This is a genomic window from Ruminiclostridium papyrosolvens C7 (assembly GCF_000421965.1).
Lineage (GTDB): Bacteria > Bacillota > Clostridia > Acetivibrionales > DSM-1351 > Ruminiclostridium > Ruminiclostridium papyrosolvens_A.
The window spans coordinates 1-20,254 of sequence record NZ_ATAY01000017.1 but is presented as its reverse complement, the minus strand read 5'-3'; the positions used below and the strand labels follow the sequence as shown (position 1 = coordinate 20,254).

Annotated in this window: 6 protein-coding genes; all 6 read left to right on the top strand. The window is 36.4% G+C overall.

What is annotated here, in order from left to right:
- The first annotated feature begins 1 nt into the window (after position 1).
- Complete coding sequence (locus L323_RS24460) at positions 2-6,268, top strand: non-ribosomal peptide synthetase (RefSeq protein WP_020814276.1); 6,267 nt, start codon at positions 2-4, stop codon at positions 6,266-6,268.
- Positions 6,269-6,281: 13 nt separating this feature from the next.
- On the top strand, positions 6,282-7,541 hold the full coding sequence (fabD, locus tag L323_RS24455) for an ACP S-malonyltransferase (protein WP_020814275.1): 1,260 nt from the start codon (positions 6,282-6,284) through the stop codon (positions 7,539-7,541).
- A gap of 42 nt (positions 7,542-7,583) precedes the next feature.
- Positions 7,584-10,613 (top strand): type I polyketide synthase, encoded by a 3,030-nt coding sequence (locus tag L323_RS0120490; RefSeq protein ID WP_020814274.1) that lies wholly within the window; start codon positions 7,584-7,586, stop codon positions 10,611-10,613.
- Positions 10,588-11,391, top strand: a complete 804-nt coding sequence (locus L323_RS24450) for a KR domain-containing protein (protein WP_020814273.1) — start codon at positions 10,588-10,590, stop codon at positions 11,389-11,391. The genes L323_RS0120490 and L323_RS24450 overlap by 26 nt, the downstream gene beginning before the upstream one ends.
- A 23-nt stretch (positions 11,392-11,414) precedes the next feature.
- The gene (locus L323_RS24445; protein WP_020814272.1) at positions 11,415-14,939 is read left to right on the top strand and encodes a non-ribosomal peptide synthetase; all 3,525 of its coding nucleotides are present in this window, start codon (positions 11,415-11,417) and stop codon (positions 14,937-14,939) included.
- 5 nt (positions 14,940-14,944) lie between these two features.
- Positions 14,945-20,254 (top strand): SDR family NAD(P)-dependent oxidoreductase (locus L323_RS24440; protein WP_020814271.1); only part of this gene is annotated, 5,310 nt, incomplete at its 3' end.

Sequence of the window (20,254 nt, the reverse complement as noted above, 5' to 3'; positions counted from 1 at the left end):
AGTGAATGATAATAGGATTTTTGAAACAACTGAATTTGAAAATGCAAAAGAATACTGGTTGAAGAAACTGGAAGCATTATCCGTTGAAACGGAAATAATCGCAGAATCTCCAAGGTCTGCCCGGTATGAGAGTTGCACCGGTAGTTTTGATTTAAGCGGCAAAGTATACGAAAAATTACTCCAGATATCAAAAGGCAATGATTTATCCATGTTTGTTATACTTCTGGAATGTTTTAAAATCTTATTTTATAAAACTTCAGGTATAAGTGATATCTCTATTGCAGTTCCTGTTTATAAAAAAGCAGATTGCAGGTTCAATAAATATGTTGTCATACGCGATTTTATTAAAGGCGGCTTATCGGCGAAGGATTTACTCTTATCCTTGAAACAAACAGTAACGGAGGCATATAAGTATCAATATTATCCTGTAGACAGAATCATAAATGAAATTGATCATGAAAAAACCGACTGTATAACGAGATATTTGTTTATGATGGAAGATATACATGACTTGGAGCTTTTAAATGACATAAAAAGAAACAGTATACATAATGACATTGCCGTTGCAGTTAAAAGGGATATAGAAAAACTGTCGGTTTCTATTGTTTACAATTCAATCATTTACACGGACGGAACAATTTCTGCTATCTTTAATTCTTTTAGTAATATATTGAGCCAGATGTTGGATGATCTCAATATTTACATAAAAGATATTGAGTTGGTTAACGAGACTGAAAAAAATAACATTCTGGAATGTCTGAGCGGAAATATGAGACAAGACCAAAAAGAGCTTACCCTTATTGACTTGGTGGACAAGCAGGTTAAAAAAACTCCTGATAAAACTGCACTGAAGTTTGTCAGCTTCTCCGGTGATAAAGAAAGTAGCATTACTTACAATTCACTTTATGGTAAATCTAACCATATGGCGGAAGTACTGAACTCAAATGGATATGGTAAGGGTCACATAATAGGTATAATAGGCGATAGAACAATTGAAACCGTAATAAGTATGCTTGCGGTTCTACAAGCAGGAGCCTGTTTTCTTGTTCTAAATCCTAACCTTCCGAAAGACAGGTTGGAGTACATTATAAAAGACAGCAATATTCAAGTCCTTTTAATCACAACTCAGCAAAAAACAGGAATTGATTTCAAAGGTACTGTTATTGAATTATCCGATTATGAATATATTCCTGAACTTAGTATAGAAAACAAAAAAGAGGTAGAACCCGGTGATTTAGCTTATATAATATATACCTCAGGCTCTACCGGTAATCCCAAGGGTGTTCTTATAGAACACAAATCAATAGTAAATACAATAATATGGAGAAAAAATTGTTATAGCTTTGACCAGCAGGATGTAATCCTCCAAATACCTTCATTTTCATTTGACAGCTCTATAGAAGATTTATTTACTCCTTTATCATCAGGGGCATCCATTATTCTTATTGAAGAGGAACATAAACTGAATATCGAGCATTTGAAAAGAGTACTTTTAAATAACCCGGTTACGCATTTTCTTATAACCCCAAGCTATTATAAGCTTTTTTTAAGTCAGCTAAAGGATTATTTGACATCTTTAAGAGTAGTAACCGTAGCAGGTGAAAGCTTTTCAACAGATCTGGTCAGCCAGCATTTTAAGGCGTTTGGAAATGTAAGGTTAATAAATGAGTACGGCCCTACGGAAAACAGTGTTTGCAGCACTTTCTTTGAACTGAAGGAAGGATGTCAGAAAGTATTGATAGGTAAACCTATCGACAATGTTAAGTGCCTGATATTAAACCATGAAGGAAAACTGAATCCTGTTGCAATACCCGGAGAACTGTGTCTGGCAGGAATTGGTCTTGCCAGAGGGTATATGAATAATCTTTCCTTAACACAAGAGCGCTTTGTAAACAGTTCGTACATAGAGGGTAAAAGAATATATCGTACAGGGGACATCGCTGTTTGTGAAGGTGATGGGAATATAAGATTTCTGGGAAGAATTGACCATCAGATAAAAATACGGGGTTACAGAATTGAATTAGGCGAAATTGAAGCGCAAATAAGGAATTTCCAAGGAATAAAGGATGCAGTAGCCGTTGTTAAGGAAGATAGTAATAAAGAAAAAATATTAACTGCTTTTATTACTTCCGACATAAGGATATACACAAATAAACTAAAGGAGTTTTTGTCAGGTTTCCTGCCTTATTATATGGTTCCGGAACAAATTACTCAAATAGAAGAAATTCCTCTTACACAGCATGGAAAAATTGACAGAAAGGCTCTACTGAAAATAAGCCATAATGACCGAAGAGAAGTGATTTTGCCTGAGAATTCCCTGGAAAGGAAACTTGTAGATTTATGGGAAGAGGTGCTTGACAGGGACAAATCTGAGATTAGCGTAGTGGAAAGCTTTTTTGAACTTGGGGGTCATTCATTAAGTGCTGTTATTTTAATAGAGAGGTTGAAGAAGGAATTCAACCAGGATATACAACTGCTGGATTTTATCCAGAAATCATCTATAAGAGATACTGCAACATATATTACGGAATCAAAGCAAGAGGATTATATAAAAATTTTACCGGCGCGACCAAAAGAGTATTATCCTCTTTCATCCGCACAGAAGAGGTTTTATCTGCTGCAAAGCATTGAGCCTGATAGTACTGCTCACAATATGCCAATAGTTGTTGAAATAGAAGGAGAAGTCCATCGGGACAAACTTGAAGATACCTTTACAAAGATGATAGAAAGGCATGAAGTGCTCCGGACTTCATTTGAAGTCATAGGACAAAGCCCAATGCAGAAGGTACACAACAACTTTAGTTTCTCCATGGAATATTATGAGGAAAGCGAAGAAGGGTCAAATGAAATAGTAACCAATTTTGTAAAGCCATTTCGATTGGATTGCGCACCTTTGATAAGGGCCTGCCTTATTAAAATAAAAGCTAAAAAGTATATTTTTTGCGTAGATATGCATCACATAGTGTCTGATGGTGTTTCTACAGAGATTTTTATTAATGAATTTTCAGAAATATATTCAGATAAGGATTTGGAGCCTTTAAAGCTTACTTATAAGGATTATGTGGAATGGCAGCAGTGCAATGAATACAAAAATCGTATAAAAAATCAGGAAGAATACTGGCATGGGAAATTCGACGGGGACATTCCAGCAGTAAACCTTCCCTATGATTTTATAAGGCCGGGTAAACAGAGCTTCGAAGGAGCCAGTTTAAGCTTTGAAATTGATTCTCATGCTACAAATGGGCTTAAAAATCTTGCACTAAGTGAAAATGCAACATTATTCGTGGTACTGCTATCTATTTATGAGGTGTTTATTTACAAAATCACCAATCAGGATGATATTGTTGTCGGTACTGCAACAGCCGGAAGAAACCATACTGATTTACAAAATATTATCGGTAACTTTGTAAATATTCTGGCTTTAAGAAATAGAATCAATAGTGATATGTCTTTCAGGGAATTTCTTGGTTTGGTTAAAAAGGAGACCTTTGAAGCATTTCAAAATCAAGATTATCAATTTGACGATCTTGTAGACATGATTTCAGTAAAGAGGGACAGCAGCAGAAATCCAATATTTGATATTATGTTTATTCTTCATAATATGAAAAGAGGAGATGTCGAAAATCCCGAATTTGATATCAGGGCATATAATTTTATTAATAAAAAGGCGCAGGTTGATTTGAAGTTACAGGGGACTGAGGATAATAACAGTCTTAAAATGGAATTTGAATATTGTACCATGCTTTTTAAAGAAACTACCATTCAAAGATTTATTGATATTTACATATATGTTTTAACTCAGGCTTCGCACAACCCTGAGTTAAAATTAAAGGATTTTGAAATAATCCCGGAGCAGGAAAAGTACAAGATGCTTTCTGAAATTCATCAAACTTCCGTAAGTTTTCCTCCTTACAGGACATTTACCGAAATATTTAATGAGCAGGTTGAAAAATATCCGGAGAGGATTGCTATAATATGTAAAAATGAAGAAATTACATATGGAGAGTTAAATAGCAAAGCGAATTCTTTAGCATGCTATTTGCAATCAAGGGGTCTGAAAAAAGAAGAGACCTGCTGTATTCTTGTGGATCGTTCCGTTGAAATGATGATAGCCATTTTAGCAGTGTTAAAAGCCGGAGGGGCGTATGTGCCCGTAGACACAAGGTATCCTCTGGACAGGATATCCCGTATAATAAGCCAAAGCAAAGCCAGACTGTTAATTACAGAGGACAAGGTTTCTGATAGGTTTGATTTTTCTGAGGCAAATTTAGAAATAATTAATATTTTTGATAATAAGTACTTTACAGGAGAGCAAATATATAGAGAGACAGATATCGAAAGAAATAATCTGGCATATCTGATATTTACATCAGGTTCCACAGGTAATCCCAAAGGTGTATATATTGAGCATGGCAATTTAATAAACTTTGTTCAGGCTATGAAAGAAAGAATAGAATTTTCCTGTGAGAATAGATTTTTGGCCCTTGCATCCGTCTCTTTTGATTTATCGGTGTCAGAATTGCTACTACCACTGGCACATGGAGCTTCCATTGTTATAGCCACAAACGAGGAACAGCAGGACCCTGGTGTATTAATCTCAATAATCATTGAAAAGAATGTAGACTTACTTCATTTGACACCATCAAGATTGAAAATGTTGCTGGATTTTGAGGGCAGTTCTCTCATCTGGGACAGGGTAAAACTCTTGGCAGTGGGAGGAGAAGCTTTACCGGGAAACCTTCTGATTAGCTTAAAGCAGAAATATAAAAACAAGGTCTATAATATGTACGGACCTACAGAAGCGACTGTGTGGGCTACCTCAAAGGATTTAACCTGTGACGATGTTGTAACTATAGGTAAGCCTCTTCCCAATATTGAAGTTTTTGTTGTAAATCAATTTAAACAGTTATTGCCTGTAGGTGTACCCGGAGAACTTGCCATAGGTGGAAAAAATACAGGAAGAGGTTACACGGATATAATCGAGACAGAAAGAAAGTTCTCCCGAAATAAGTTTAATCAAACTGCCGATGACAGAATCTATTATACAGGTGACATGGCCAGAATACTTGAAAATGGAGAAATAGAATATTTAGGCAGGGGCGACAATCAAGTAAAGCTAAGAGGTTACAGGATTGAACTGGAGGAAATTGAAAACCAACTTCTGAACCATAGCCTTATAAATCAGGCAGTAGTTATACCATGGGAAGGGAAAAATTCTAATAGATACCTGTGTGCCTACGTAGTCGGAGAAAAAGCCATAAAAATTCAGGAATTGAAGGACTTTTTGGCTAAAAAATTACCTGAGTATATGATTCCTTCCTACATTGTGCAATTAGATAAAATTCCCCTCTCTCAGAATGGGAAACTTGACAGGAAGGCATTACCTGAACCCGGCGGAGATTTGCTTACACAGACAGAATATGTTGCTCCAAAGAATGAGACAGAAGACAGGTTGGTCAATATATGGCATGAAGTTCTTGGAACTGAAAGGATTGGTGTTGAAGATAACTTTTTTGAAATAGGAGGTAATTCCATGCTTCTTATTCAAGTTCATTCGATGATAAACAGTGTTTACCCGTCAAAAGTAAGTGTGGCTGATTTGTTTACATACCCCACCATTTCAAAATTGACTGAGTTAATATTGAAGAAAAAGGCAGATAAAAAGAAAGTCCATATAAAGACCGTTAAATTTCCAGAAGATTATTTTAGAACAGATGATAGCCCGGTAGAACATTCAACTTTTGTATTCAAGATTCCCGAGGCTTTAAAGGAAAAATTAAGTCGCTTGGCCGGCTTGAAAAATATTGAAGTACAATACATACTTTTAACGGCATATATGTATCTCTTGCATGAAATAACAGAAGAGGATGAAATCTCTGCCAATATTCTTAGGGAGCCAAAGGTCTTGGACGGTGTTCGTGGATTGGACATAGATATGTCAGAGATTTCAAGTATAGAAAACCTTCTGCTGACAGTTTATGAAAAATGTACAGGTGATGAAGCTTTATACACGTACAACTTGGATGATAGAGATATATTTGAACTGAGCAGGGACAATTATTCGATTGCATCATCTTTTTCCTTTGCAGACTATAAATTAGAGAACCTTTCGGACATATATGATGTCATCTTAAAAGTGAACAATTCAGATGAGGAAATAGATTTTATATGTATTTATAACCATCACAGGTTGAGACAGGAAAAGGTGATGGAAATGATAAAAACATATATCAGGGTAATTGAGGCACTAACAGAAAATATCAATTAAAAGGGGAATAAATATGAACAAAATTGCTTTTTTATTTCCGGGACAAGGTTCCCAATATACGGGGATGGGGAAAAGTCTCTGTGATGCCCACTCTATAGCGAGAGAAACTTTTGAAGAGGCAAATGATACTTTAGGATTTGACCTTCAAAAGCTATGTTTTGAAGGAGACTCCGAAGAACTGGCAAAAACTGAAAACACACAGCCTGCTATTTTAACATTAAGTGTTGCACAATTCCGGGTATACAAGCAGGAATTGTGCATAGAACCCCATTATTGCGCCGGACACAGCCTTGGAGAACTATCAGCTTTGACATGTGCAGGGGCGATTGAATTCTCGGATGCTGTTAAAATTGTAAGGCAACGCGGCAGGTTTATGCAAAAGGCAGTACCTATTGGTATCGGTGCTATGGCAGCAGTTACGGGCATAAGCAGAAGAGAGGTTGAAGAAGAGTGCGGACTGAACTCCGATGAATCAAGAGTAGTAGTTATAGCGAACTATAATTCACCTGAACAGATTGTTATCTCAGGTCATAAAGAAGCGGTGAACCTCGCTGCGGACAACCTCAAGGCAAAAGGTGCAAAAATAATACCGCTAAAAGTAAGTGCACCTTTCCACAGTCCTTTAATGAACCCTGCGGCAGAAGAAATGAGGGAAGAGTTAAAAAAGTATAAATTCGTTGAATTAAAGTATCCGGTTATATCAAACGTATCCGCAAGACCGTATGTTTCAAAGGAGAGCATACCTGAGAACCTGAAATCGCAAATAATAAGTCCTGTAAGATGGCAGGAATCCATGGAGTTTCTGCAAAGATGCGGAGTTGAGGTCGTTGTTGAAATGGGGCCTAAAACAGTGCTGAAGAATCTGGCAAAAAGGAATACACCTGACATATTGGCTTATGCCTATGACAACAATGAAGATGTTTCCTCTTTGACAGATAAGCTTAAACCCCGTAATTGTGATAGTAAAGACTCAAGATTAAAACTTATAGTCAGGTGTCTCGCAATAGCAGTATGCACTAAAAACAAGAATTGGGATAACGATAAATATGTAGCAGGTGTTGTTGAGCCATACCGGAGAGTACAGGAATTACTGGCGGAACTGGAAGGTAACAATATGGAACCTTCTCTTGAACAATTGACGGAAGCACTAAGGATGCTAAAAACAGTGTTTATTACAAAAAAGACTGATATTAAGGAACAAGAAGAAAGATTTAAGCAGATTTTTGACGAAACCGGTCTGGGACATCTTTTCAGGGACGCTGATTTTCAGTAGTATCAACTACCGAAAAATAATTATCTGATAATGGGGGATATAATGGTTAAAAAACTTTTAGATCTGGACAAAACAAAAAATTCTAATGTCTTTAATGAACAAGATGGTTTAATAAAAGCCATTTCAAACAGAGATATAGCTATAATAGGGATAGCTTGTGAATTTCCTAAAGCGTCAAATGTAGATGAGTTTTGGGAGGTTTTACGAAATGGTGTTAACTGTAGGAGCGAATTTTCAGAACAAAGAAAGCAGGATACTGATGATTACTTGATGGCGCAAGGAAAATCACCTGATGAAATACGATACTCAAAATATGCCTATCTTAAAGAGATAGATAAATTTGACTATGATTTTTTTCGTATATCCCCTAAGGAAGCCCAATTAATGGACCCCAAGCAGAGAATGTTCCTAGAAACTGCCTGGAAGGCAATAGAGGATTCTGGATATGGAGGGAAAAAACTTGCGGGTACCAGAACCGGGGTGTACTTAGGATATAGTGTAGAGTTTGATTATGAATATAAGCAATTTATAGAAGCAGTTGATCCCTCTCAGCGTTATCTGTCCATTCCCGGCAATATAAAGGCTATTGTAGCAAGCAGAATATCCTACATACTAAATCTCAAAGGGCCAAGCATGTTAATTGATACAACCTGCTCATCATCCCTGGTAGCAACACATCAGGCATGTCAGGCAATACGGAATGAAGAATGCGAAATGGCACTTTCCGGTGCAATAAAGCTCAGATATCTTCCTGAAGAGCCTAAGGATGGAGTAAACATCGGAATAAGTTCTCCCCAAGGGATAACCAGAACATTTGACGATAGTTCAGATGGTCCGGGTTCAGGGGAGGGTGTTGCAGCTGTATTGCTAAAGCCCCTGAGTAAAGCAGTTGAAGATGGAGATCATATATATGCAGTAATAAAAGGAACTGCAATAAATCAGGATGGGACATCCAATGGAATTTCTGCTCCAAATCCGGCAGCACAGGAAGATGTTATAGTTAGGGCATGGAAGGACGGGAAAATAGAACCTGATACAATTTCCTACATGGAGGCTCATGGTACAGGAACAAAGTTAGGAGATCCCATCGAAATAGAAGGGATAACTAAAGCCTTCAGCAATTATACACAAAAAAAGCAGTTTTGTGCAGTGGGATCGGTAAAAGCTAATTTGGGCCATTTAGATGATGCAGCGGGTATAGCCGGACTGATAAAAGCAGTACTGATTTTAAATAAAAAGGAAATTCCTCCGTTACTTAATTTTTACAGACCTAATCATAATATAGATTTTGCAAACTCACCTGTATACATCAATGACAGAATAATCAAAGTCCCTTCCGAGGATGCAAAAATCAGATGTGGAGTCAGTTCTTTTGGAATCAGCGGAACAAATTGCCACATGGTTTTAGAAGAGGCTCCTCGAATTAAAGAAAACTTCCCAAAAAGGTCAGAGCAGGTAAACGTACTTACAATCTCTGCAAAATCAAAGGAATCACTCATACAACTGGTTCAGCTATATAAAGATTTCTTCAGAGAGACTTCCGACAACGATTTAAATAATATTTGCTATACTGCGAATACAGGGAGAGAACATTCAAAATATAGATTGGCCTTAGTAGTTGATTATGGACAAAGTATAAAAGAGAAGTTAGATTCAATTAATTTATATAGAATTGACACTAATAAAAGTCAAGGGGTTTTTTATGGGGAATATCAGATTGCATCCATGTTAGATAAGTCAAGACATAGAAATGAAATCAGTGAGAATCAAAGAAACGAACTTAGTGATATTGCAAATAAAAGTATGGATAATTTTATAAATAGTTCTCAAAAAAATAAAGAACTTATGTATTATATATGCGAAAAATATGTACAGGGCGCTAATGTGGAATGGGATAGGTTATATAAAGGTGGGGGCAGCAGAAGAGTACGAATACCTACTTATCCATTTCTAAAGAACAGATGTTGGCTGGAAGTGAAAAACAAAAAAAATCGTAGCACAGATGTATCCGTGAAATCTTTCTATACAACAAAATGGGTTGAAAAAAAGCTTATAAGTAATAACACAGAAAAAAAGCTTGATGTTGTGTTAGTCCTAAAAGACAATGAAAACTTTGGTTCAGCTATTGCCGGCAAATTGAGACAAAACGGTACATCAGTATTTGAAGCCTCAATAGGTGACCGTTTTATTAAGCAAGCTGAGTATGAATATTTGGTTGAAAATAACGAAAATAGTTACACAAACCTTCTAAAAGCTTTAACGGATAATAGGAAATCAATACAGATTATTCACACCCTTACAATGTGCAGCGGTGGAAAAATAGATAATATATCTCAGCTGGAACATTCACAAGAGCAGGGTGTAAAAAGTCTGTTTTATATTGTCAAAGCTATATTGAATTGTAATACAGAACTTGACGTAGAAATAGTTTTACTTTCTGAGTATGTAAACGATGTAGTTGGAAATCAAAAAAAGATATCCCCGGAAAATGCTACTTTACTTGGGTTGGGAAAAGTAATCGGACAGGAATATAGCAATATAAAGTGCAGATTTCTGGATATAGATGAGAATACGAGTATAAACGAAGTTATACATGAAATATCCGGTGATTTTAAGGAGTATTTAACTGCTTACAGAAATGGAGCAAGGTACATAGAGGAATATATTAGTCTTAAATTTGATAGTGTAAAAAGAAGAGGTATTACTGTCCGTGAAGGAGGAGTTTATCTAGTAAGCGGCGGTTTGGGAGGAATAGGGTTAGAGATATGTAAATATTTTGCTTCCCGTGGGAATGTTAAATTGATTCTGCTTAATCGTTCAAAACTCCCTGAACGGGGTGAATGGGAAGCCATACTGAAAGAAAATAGCGATGCAAAGATGTGTTATAAAATCAGGGGTATTAAAGAGATTGAAAAGTCAGGAAGTCAAGTGGATTATTATAGTATAGATATTTCTGATTTTGAGAAGATGGAAGTTTTAATGAAGAAAATTAAAGCATCCTATAACCAGATTAACGGTATTGTGCATTGTGCCGGAGTTGCAGGCGATGGTTTTTATTTTAAACAAGGATGAAATGACATTTACAGAAGTATTGTTACCTAAAGTGCATGGAACCTGGAATTTAGGATACTTTACCGAAAATGAGAATTTAGACTTCTTTGTAATGTTTTCTTCATTAGCTTCAATTTTAGGAGGTCCGGGGCAGGGAGATTATGTTGCCGCAAATTCTTATCTGGACTCTTTTCAAGCATATAGAAATAAAAATGGAAAAGGTGCAGTTACGATAAACTGGCCGGCTTGGAAAGAGGTAGGAATGGCAGTAGATTACGGGCTGGATGTTGACAATGATTCCAAAGCCCTTCAAACAGACCAGGCTATTGATATATTTCATAAGGCAATTCATAACCAAGTTAACAGGATAATTGTAGTAAATGCTCTTGATTCAAAAGGCGAGAATCAGGAGGAAAGCATTAATTTAGCAAATGAAATTAACGCAAAAATAATCAACGCCGAGAGTGGATATGATTATGGCGATACCAATGCCAATGACTACCAAAATACGAAGATACTGGGCAGGGATGATGGCATATACAGTGATACCGAAATAAGTATGGCTAAAGCTTGGGCCTATGTTTTAGGGCTCAAGGAGGTAAGTATATACAGTAGTTTTTTTGAATTGGGCGGAGATTCATTAATTGCTATACACTTAAAGCTACATATAAAGAAAATATTTAACAAGGATATAACCCTGCAGTGTCTTATACAGAATCCCACAATTACGGAACTGGCTAAAATAATTGATAAAGATAATATGCAAATTGATGAGAAATATGAAGAATATGAATTTTAACCATCTTCTACAGGAGGGAAAACATGGGTGAGCTTACATACGGATACAGTAATAGCAGTTTTGACAAAAGTATAAATGAAATAATAAATGAGCTTGAAAATAAAGATATAAAGTTATGGGTAGAAGGCGAATCCTTACGATGTAAAGCTCCAAAAGGAGTTATGGATAAAGAACTCGGTGAGCTTATTCAAAGCCGTAAAGAAGAAATAATTAAGTATTACAAAATTAAAGAGGCACAAAATAATTTATTCCAACCTATACAAAAGGCTGAGGAAAAAGAGTACTATCCTTTATCAGAAGCGCAGAAAAGGATGTATTTTATCAGCCAGTTTGATAACTCCAATTTAAGCTATAATTTGTCAAATGCTTTATACATCGAAGGGAACATTGATTTGAAACGTTTGGAAGGCACATTCAAATCTTTAATTAAACGACATGAAGGACTTAGAACCTCATTCAAAAACATAGACGGCGAGCCTGTTCAATGCATAAATACTGATGTTGATTTTGAAATTGAATTCATAAAATCAGAAAAAGAAACAGAGGAGTTACTTAATGATTTTAAACGGCCATATGATTTAGACAAAGCTCCTTTATTCAGAGTAGGGTTGGTTGAACAGGCCCAAGACAGGCATATATTAATAATGGACATGCACCATATAATTTCTGACGGATCATCAAAGGATATTATATCAAATGACTTGATTAAGCTATACAATAATGAGATACTGCCTGAGCTGAAAATACAATATAAAGACTTTTCAGAGTGGTATACAAACAATATACTAAACTCTGAGGTGCTTTACAGCCAGGAGAGATACTGGCTCAATATGTTTAAAGGGGAAATTAATATACCAGACCTTCCAACTGACTATTCAAGAGCAAATACACCTGATTACTCAGGCAGACAAATCAGTTTTACAACAGGGGTGGAACTGGGTAACAGGTTAAAACAAATTGCAAATCATGAAAACATGACATTATTTTGTTTGTTACTGGCTGCATACAAAGTTATTTTAGCAAAAGCATCAGGCAGTGAGGACGTTGTGGTCGGTATACCTGTTTCAGGACGAAACCATGAAGAAGTTGAAAATATAGTTGGGATGTTCATAAATACTTTGGCTATAAGGAGTAATCCTGAAAGAGCCAAAACATTTAGAGAATATGCAATTGAAGTAAGCGAAACCATGTTCAGAGCTATTGACAATCAAGATTATCAGTTTGACATGCTTTTGGGTAAATTAAATATTAATAGAAATTTAGGAAGGAATCCTTTATTTGATACCATATTTAACTCGCAGAACTACAGCGCTTCCAGAGGCTATTCTTCCGGCAATATAGATAATGTAAAGTTTTTACCATGTCAATGTGAGAGTAATACAACAACCTTTGATATCACTATGTATTTCCAGGAGCAGGGAGGCGATATCAGATTTACCTGCACTTACCGGACAAGTCTGTTTAAACATTCTACAATTGAATACCTTATGGGTGAATATTTAAAATTACTCGAAGAGGTAGTACTTGATACAGATAAACCTATATCTGATTACAGAATATTCTGCAAAAGTAGCTTACCACGGATTAAAGATAGTGTTACTTTAGATACTCCCTTTGTAAAATTCCCGGAAGAAGAGCTGCAACAATCGATAGTGAAGTATTTTGAGAAACAGGTATGCAAATACAAATATAAAACTGCCATAAAGAATGGAAATTACCAAATTAGTTATGAGGAGTTAAATTTAGAATCAAACAGGATAGCACGCTACATTGACGCATATAAGGACGTTGAAAACAAGCCTGTTGCACTGTTATTCGAGCATGGAGCTGACATGGTTACAGCAATACTGGGTGTATTGAAGACGGGAAGGATTTTTGTGCCCCTTGAGCCATCCAATGCTGAGGAAAGACTAATATATATGCTTAAAGATTCAGGTGCAGGTGTCCTGTTGTGCAACAGCAATACGGAGGAACTAGCCAAAAGGTTGGCAGATTTAGGAGAAATTTCAGTTCAGATAATAAATACTGAACATATTGATAGAAATAATTCAGATGGAAATCTTAATATAAATGTTGACCCGGGGCGGGAGGCCTATATTTTATATACATCAGGTTCAACTGGCAAGCCAAAAGGAGTAGTACAAAACCATAGTAACATCCTGAGATTCATGGGTACTTACATAAACAAATTACATATTAATAGCGAGGATAAACTTGTTTTACTCACTTCATACAGTCATGCAGTAGGAATAATAGATATTTTCAGTACATTACTGAGCGGAGGTACTCTCTGCATATTTGATTTAAAATCCAAAGGAAACATGAGGGATCTTGGACATCTTATAATAAATGAGGAAATTACTATATTCCACTCAGTACCAATGGTCTACAGATATTTTATTGAAGAGCTGAGTGAAGAGAAAACGCTTTATAAAGTGCGACTGATAATATTGGGAGGAGAGGCTGTTAATAAAAGTGACGTGGAGCTTTATAGAAAGTACTTTTCTGACAGCTGCAAATTTGTAAATTTCCTTGGTGCTTCAGAAGTACTGGTTGCAACATTTAAATTTATTGATAAAGAAACTGTTATCCCAAGGGAAACAGTATCAGCAGGGTATCCGGTTAATGAAGTAAAAGTGCTGATAATTAATGAGCATAATGAGGAAGCAAGAGTATATGAAGTTGGCGAAATTGTATATGAAAGCGAATGCCTTGCATTAAGATATTGGAATATGCCGGAATTGACAGATTCCGTATTCATTGCAAACCCACTCACCGGAGATGGTAGGGTATATAAAAGTGGAGACCTGGGACGCATATTGCCCGATGGTAGTTTGGAATACATAGGGAGAAATGATAATCAGGTAAAAATAAGAGGACTCCGGGTTGAATTAAATGAAATAGAAGCAATAATAGATACATTGGACGGTATAGAAAAGAGCATTGTCAACGCATATAAAAAATCTGATGGCGACAGCTATCTGGTAGCTTATTTTATTGCACGGGAAGGTGTAAATATAGATGGGAGGGAAATCAGGGAATTATTAAAAAGAAAATTACCTGAGTACATGATTCCTTCGTATTATATACAACTTGAAAAATTACCGGTTACTGTAACCGGCAAGATAGATAGAAAGGCATTACCTGAACCCAATAACGCTATACCTGCAACAGAGGAATATTCAGCTCCTACCAATTCAATAGAAGAAGAGCTGATAGCTATTTGGGAGGACGAACTGGGGAAAAAAGGTATTGGTATAAATCACAATTTCTTTGAGAGTGGAGGAACATCTCTAAAAATTTTAAAGGTGCATTCCAAATTGGACAAAATATATCCCGGAGCTACAACTGTTACAGATTTATTCTCATATCCTACTATTTCAAAATTAGCCTCCTATATATATAGTAGCCAGAATAGTTTAACAGAACATGAGAAGGAAAAGACCGAAATCAGTTTTGAAAAGGAAGTAAGTAATATTTTCAGCCAACTGAAAGATGGTTCGATTAATCTTGATGAGGCAGTCAAATCACTGTTTAGAGAGGAATAAGATTTATGGAAAGGATACAAAAGTTAATAGTACAGAATGTACTAGAGGGAAGCATCAGTGAAGAACAAGCATATGAAATGATTAAGGTTTTAAAACAGAAAAATACAAAATCAGAAGAGCAAATAGCTGTTATAGGAATGGCTGTTAATTTGCCTCAGGCAAAAGATATAAATGAATACTGGGATGTTATAAGTAATAAAATCAATTGTGTATGTCCATTTCCTGATAATAGACGCAGCGACATAGATGATTTTTTGGATTACCAAAGAATAGAGTCTTCTAACATTAGATATAGAAAAATGGCATACCTGAACCAAATAGACAAATTTGACTGTGAATTTTTCAGGATTTCACCACGAGAGGCTGGGTTAATGGACCCTAATCAGAGATTATTCCTCCAATCAGCATGGAATGCTATTGAAGATGCGGGATACGGAGGAGATAGACTCAAGGGAACTAAGACAGGAGTATATGTGGGATTCCGTGGTGATTCAGAATATAAAAGATTAATATTGGATACCCAGCCTGAATCATTTTCTGTTGCCGAAGCAGGAAACCTTACATCCGTCATTGCAAGCCGCATATCTTACATTTTGGATTTAAAAGGACCAAGTATCGTAGTAAACACCGCATGTTCTTCATCACTAGTGGCTATACATTGTGCGTGTCAGGGAATAAGGTCGGGTGATTGTGATATGGCAATTGCCGGGGCTGTAAAAATAATACTGGCCCCTTTCGAGTATGAAAATAAACTTGGAATCGAGTCTTCTGATTCGAGAACCAAGTCGTTTGATGATAGTTCTGACGGCACCGGAGAAGGTGAAGGTGTAGTTTCCGTATTGTTGAAACCTTTATCAAAGGCCTTGAAGGACGGTGATCCGATTTATGCCGTTATAAAAGGTTCTGCCATAAATCAGGATGGTAGTTCAAACGGCATAACTGCCCCCAACCCCAAAGCACAGGCTGATGTTATAAAAATGGCCTGGAAGGATGCAAAGGTTGAACCTGAAACAATAGCTTACATAGAAGCTCATGGAACTGGTACTAAAATCGGTGATCCAATAGAAATAGACGGAATTACCAGTGCATTCAGAAGTTATACAAATAGAAAGGGTTTTTGTGCCGTAAGTTCTGTAAAGACAAATTTGGGACATCTTGACACTGCTGCCGGGGTTGCAGGCTTCGTAAAGGCGGTGTTGGCTTTAAAAAACAGAAAACTACCTCCCTTGGCTTCCTTTAATAGCCCCAACAAGGCATTAAGCCTGGTAGATTCTCCGGTATATATTGCAGATAAACTTATGGATTGGGATACGGAAGGCTCCCCTAGAAGGTGTGGAGTCAGCTCTTTTGGATTAAGTGGTACAAACTGCCACTTGGTGTTGGAGGAAGCTCCTTCGACTAAAGTTAATTCTGAGACAGGCTTTCTGAATGTGCTTACTGTTTCTGCAAAATCTAAAGAATCACTTCAAAGGCTAATTGATACATATATAGAATTTTTCAGAAGGGTAACAAAAGAAGGTTTCAGAAATATATGTTATACTTCAAACGCAGGAAGAGGTCACTATAAGTATAGAATTGCCGTTTTTCTGGAACCGGGAGAAAGCTTGCAAGATATTATCCGCAAGCTTGAATCCATAAAATTGGATGATAACAATGCCGAGGGCATTTTTTATGGAGAATCAAAAAATAATTATCCCCATAATAGAGATATCAAAACAAGGGAAGCTATTGAAGCCGATATATTAAAAAGAGCATTGGCGAAAATTAATGAATTTGTTTGCAACGGTAAGAGGGATAGGAATTTGTTATTTGACATATGCACTCTATATATTCAAGGTGCCGAATTTGACTGGAAGGATTTATATAAAGATGAAGACAACACTAAAGTTAACATTCCTGTTTATCCCTTTGCACAAAAAAGATGTTGGATACAAATTGACAATGATAGAAAAAATGAAGTTTTAAATACTAAAGAATACTATAAGGAGATTGACCATCCTCTCCTTGACAGATGTTTAGTTAAAACAATCAATGAAGTTATATTCGCAACAGATTTTAACATAGACAGACATTGGGTATTAAGTGAACATTCAATTGGCGGTATCAGTGCGGTTCCGGGAACGACTTACCTTGAAATTGCCGTACAAGCAGCAAAATACTGCTACCGAAAGGATGTAGCCTGCATTGAGGATGTTCAGTTCTATACACCGTTGATAGTAAGAGAAAATGAAACAATAAGTGCGCATACATGCATAAGAGAACAAGATGGAGAAGTGTATTTTTCAGTAGCCAGCTGTGAGGAAGCCGATGAAGCGTATAGTCAGGATAAATGGAATCTCCATGCTACCGGAAAATTGGCATTCAGCAAGCTTGAAAGTGAACAAACCATCAATATGAAGGAGCTGTTTTCAAAGCTTGGCAGTGAACAGACCTTTCAGTTCGACTATAACCAAAAGATGAATTTCGGTTCAAGATGGCAGTGTATGAAAAGTATCAGAAGCGGAGATGACGAAGTTCTTGTATATATTGAACCCTTACCCCATCTTTCTGAAGAAGTTGACAGATACGTGCTTCATCCCGCAATTTTGGACAATGCTACTGCTTTAGGCGTAAACAGCGAGTATTTCTACTTACCTTTTACATATAAAAAAATAGAGATATTCAAACCTATACCCGCAAATAGTTATGTGTATATAAACCAACTCCCTGAAAGGGATGGAAGTAAAGAAATTATAAAACACAACTTATCCATTATTAATCCAGCAGGAGAAATCGTTGTAAAAATTCATGATTTTACAATGAAAAAGGTAAAGGATATTAGTCATACGATAGGAAAAAACAAAACTAAAGACGACTGGTTCTTTAGGTTGCAGTGGGAAGAGGAGAAAAATTCAGGTGAAGATATTGAAGAAGACGGCAAAACCATATTAGTTATAAAAGATGATGGTGTAAATGCAGAAAGTATAATATCTGAATTAAAACAAAGACAGAATAGTGTCATAGAAGTGGATGTAGGGACGGTCTATCACAGAGTTAGCGAGTACCGGTACACTGTTGGCATAGGAGAAGAGGACTTTGCAAAATTAATAAGCGATACTATTGGGTATAAAATAACTCAGATTTTGTATTTATCAGAACTAACCAGTGATTGCGGTGAAAAAATAAATCAAACAGTCGGGAATCCATCCCAATCCATATACACGATGTTTTACCTTACCAGAGCCTTAGTAAACAGTAAGCTGAAGGGGGCGCTTGATGTTGTACTCATTTCAGGATATGCCAATAAGGTTACAGGAAAGGAAGAGGTAATAATCCCGCAAAATACTGCACTTTTTGGATATGGGAAGGTTGTAGGACAGGAATACCCGGATATAAAAGTTAGATGTATAGATGTCGATGACAATATGACTGCAAAAGAACTGGTTCCAGAAATCAGCTCGGGCAATAAGAACTTTTTAGTATCGTATCGTAACGGAAAGAGATATGTTGAGATATTCGAATCCATAGCAGCATCCGAAATACCACAAAATGATCTTGTTTTAAATAAAAAGGGTGTTTATATCATTACAGGAGGAATTGGGGGGATCGGACTTGAAATTGCCAAATATCTTGCCTCAAAGGAAAACATTAACCTTGTGTTGCTTTCCAGATCTGAGCTTCCTGAACGAGATAAATGGGATGAAATTATCAAAGATGATAAAAATGAAAAGCTCGGTAAAAAGATAAAATCGATATTAGAAATAGAAAGTACAGGTTCAAATATTGCGTATTACCGGGCAGATGTTACCAACTACGAGGAAGTTTCTGCAGTTATTAATCAATTGAGGACTCAATACACGAAAATCAACGGAATAATCCACAGTGCGGGAGTGCCGGGAGCCGGCTTGATCATAACAAAAAATGAAGATCAAATTTCAAAAGTCCTGGCTTCAAAGATAATTGGTACATATAATCTTGACCGTGCAACAGAAAATGATGAATTGGAATTCTTCGTTCTCTTTTCATCAATAAAGAGTTTATTAGGCGGTGAGGGACAAAGCGATTATGCAGCGGCAAATGCATATTTGGATGCATACACCCATTATAGAAACAGACTTGGAAAAAGAACATTGACCATAAACTGGCCTGCGTGGAAGGAAACCGGAATGGCCGCAGACTATGGAGTAAACAAGGATAATGTTTTCAAAGCTATAAGTACTCAGGATGGAATAGAAGCATTTGGAAAAGCCTTACTAAGTGATATGGAAAGAGTTATAATCGGAGAATTGGATTACAGTGATTCGATACTGTCTTCTCAACAGAATTTTATAAGAATGTCACAGAGTTTGAAACTAAAAATTGAGCAGGAATTAAAGAAATCAGTTTCTGGAAGAAATAGCAGGGCAAAGGAACAAATTCACTCTTTTGTTTTAAAAGGAAAAGAGGGGGAGACATATACTGAGATTGAAAAAATAGTAGGGAAAATATGGATAGAAGCACTGGGATTGGACGAAATTAATATATATGATGATTTTTATGGTATGGGAGGAGATTCAATACTTGCCATAAATATAGTAAGCGGTATTAAGAATCTTATGAATCTCGACATAAATATAAGTGATTTTTTTGATAATCCTTCAGTTTATGATTTTGCAAAGTTCATTGAGGCAACTCAATCCTGTGACAGTAATACGTCAAATGAATTAAAATATAATAGAAAAACTCTGATTCCGGTGGCTGAGGAAAAGGAATACTATCATGTATCTTCAGGCCAGAGAAGAATGTATATAATGAGTCAGGTGGACGGGGAAACAACAAACTACAATATACCGGGTGTAAATATTATTGAAGGGGAACTGGATAGAAACCATCTGGAAGAAGTTTTTAAAGTATTAATACAAAGACATGAAGCCTTCAGAACCACATTTAAGGTGATAGATGATGAGCCTGTTCAGGTAATTCACAAAGATATCGACTTTACGATTGAGTACATTGACGCACAGGAATCACAGGTGAGGGATATTATTGAAGCATTTATACGTCCTTTTACCTTGAAAATGGCACCCCTTATAAGGGTTGGTCTTATTTCCTTATCAAAAACCAAGCATATTCTGATACATGATATTCATCATATAGTTTTTGACGGCAGTTCTATGCGAATTTTGATGAAAGAATTTTTCACTCTGTATAATAGGCAAGAATTGCCGGAAATGCTGCTTCAATACAAAGATTTCTGCGAATGGGAAAATAATCTCATAAAATCGGGAAGTATGAGCAAGCAGGAGGAATACTGGCTGAATACCTTCTCGGGCCGGATACCTGAACTTACAATGCCT

What these genes read in the sequence shown, in the direction of transcription:
- fabD (WP_020814275.1), top strand. Translation starts at nt 6,282, where the DNA reads ATGAACAAAATTGCTTTTTTATTTCCGGGACAAGGTTCCCAATATACG.
- L323_RS0120490 (WP_020814274.1), top strand. Translation starts at nt 7,584, where the DNA reads ATGGTTAAAAAACTTTTAGATCTGGACAAAACAAAAAATTCTAATGTC.
- L323_RS24450 (WP_020814273.1), top strand. Translation starts at nt 10,588, where the DNA reads ATGGTTTTTATTTTAAACAAGGATGAAATGACATTTACAGAAGTATTG.
- L323_RS24445 (WP_020814272.1), top strand. Translation starts at nt 11,415, where the DNA reads ATGGGTGAGCTTACATACGGATACAGTAATAGCAGTTTTGACAAAAGT.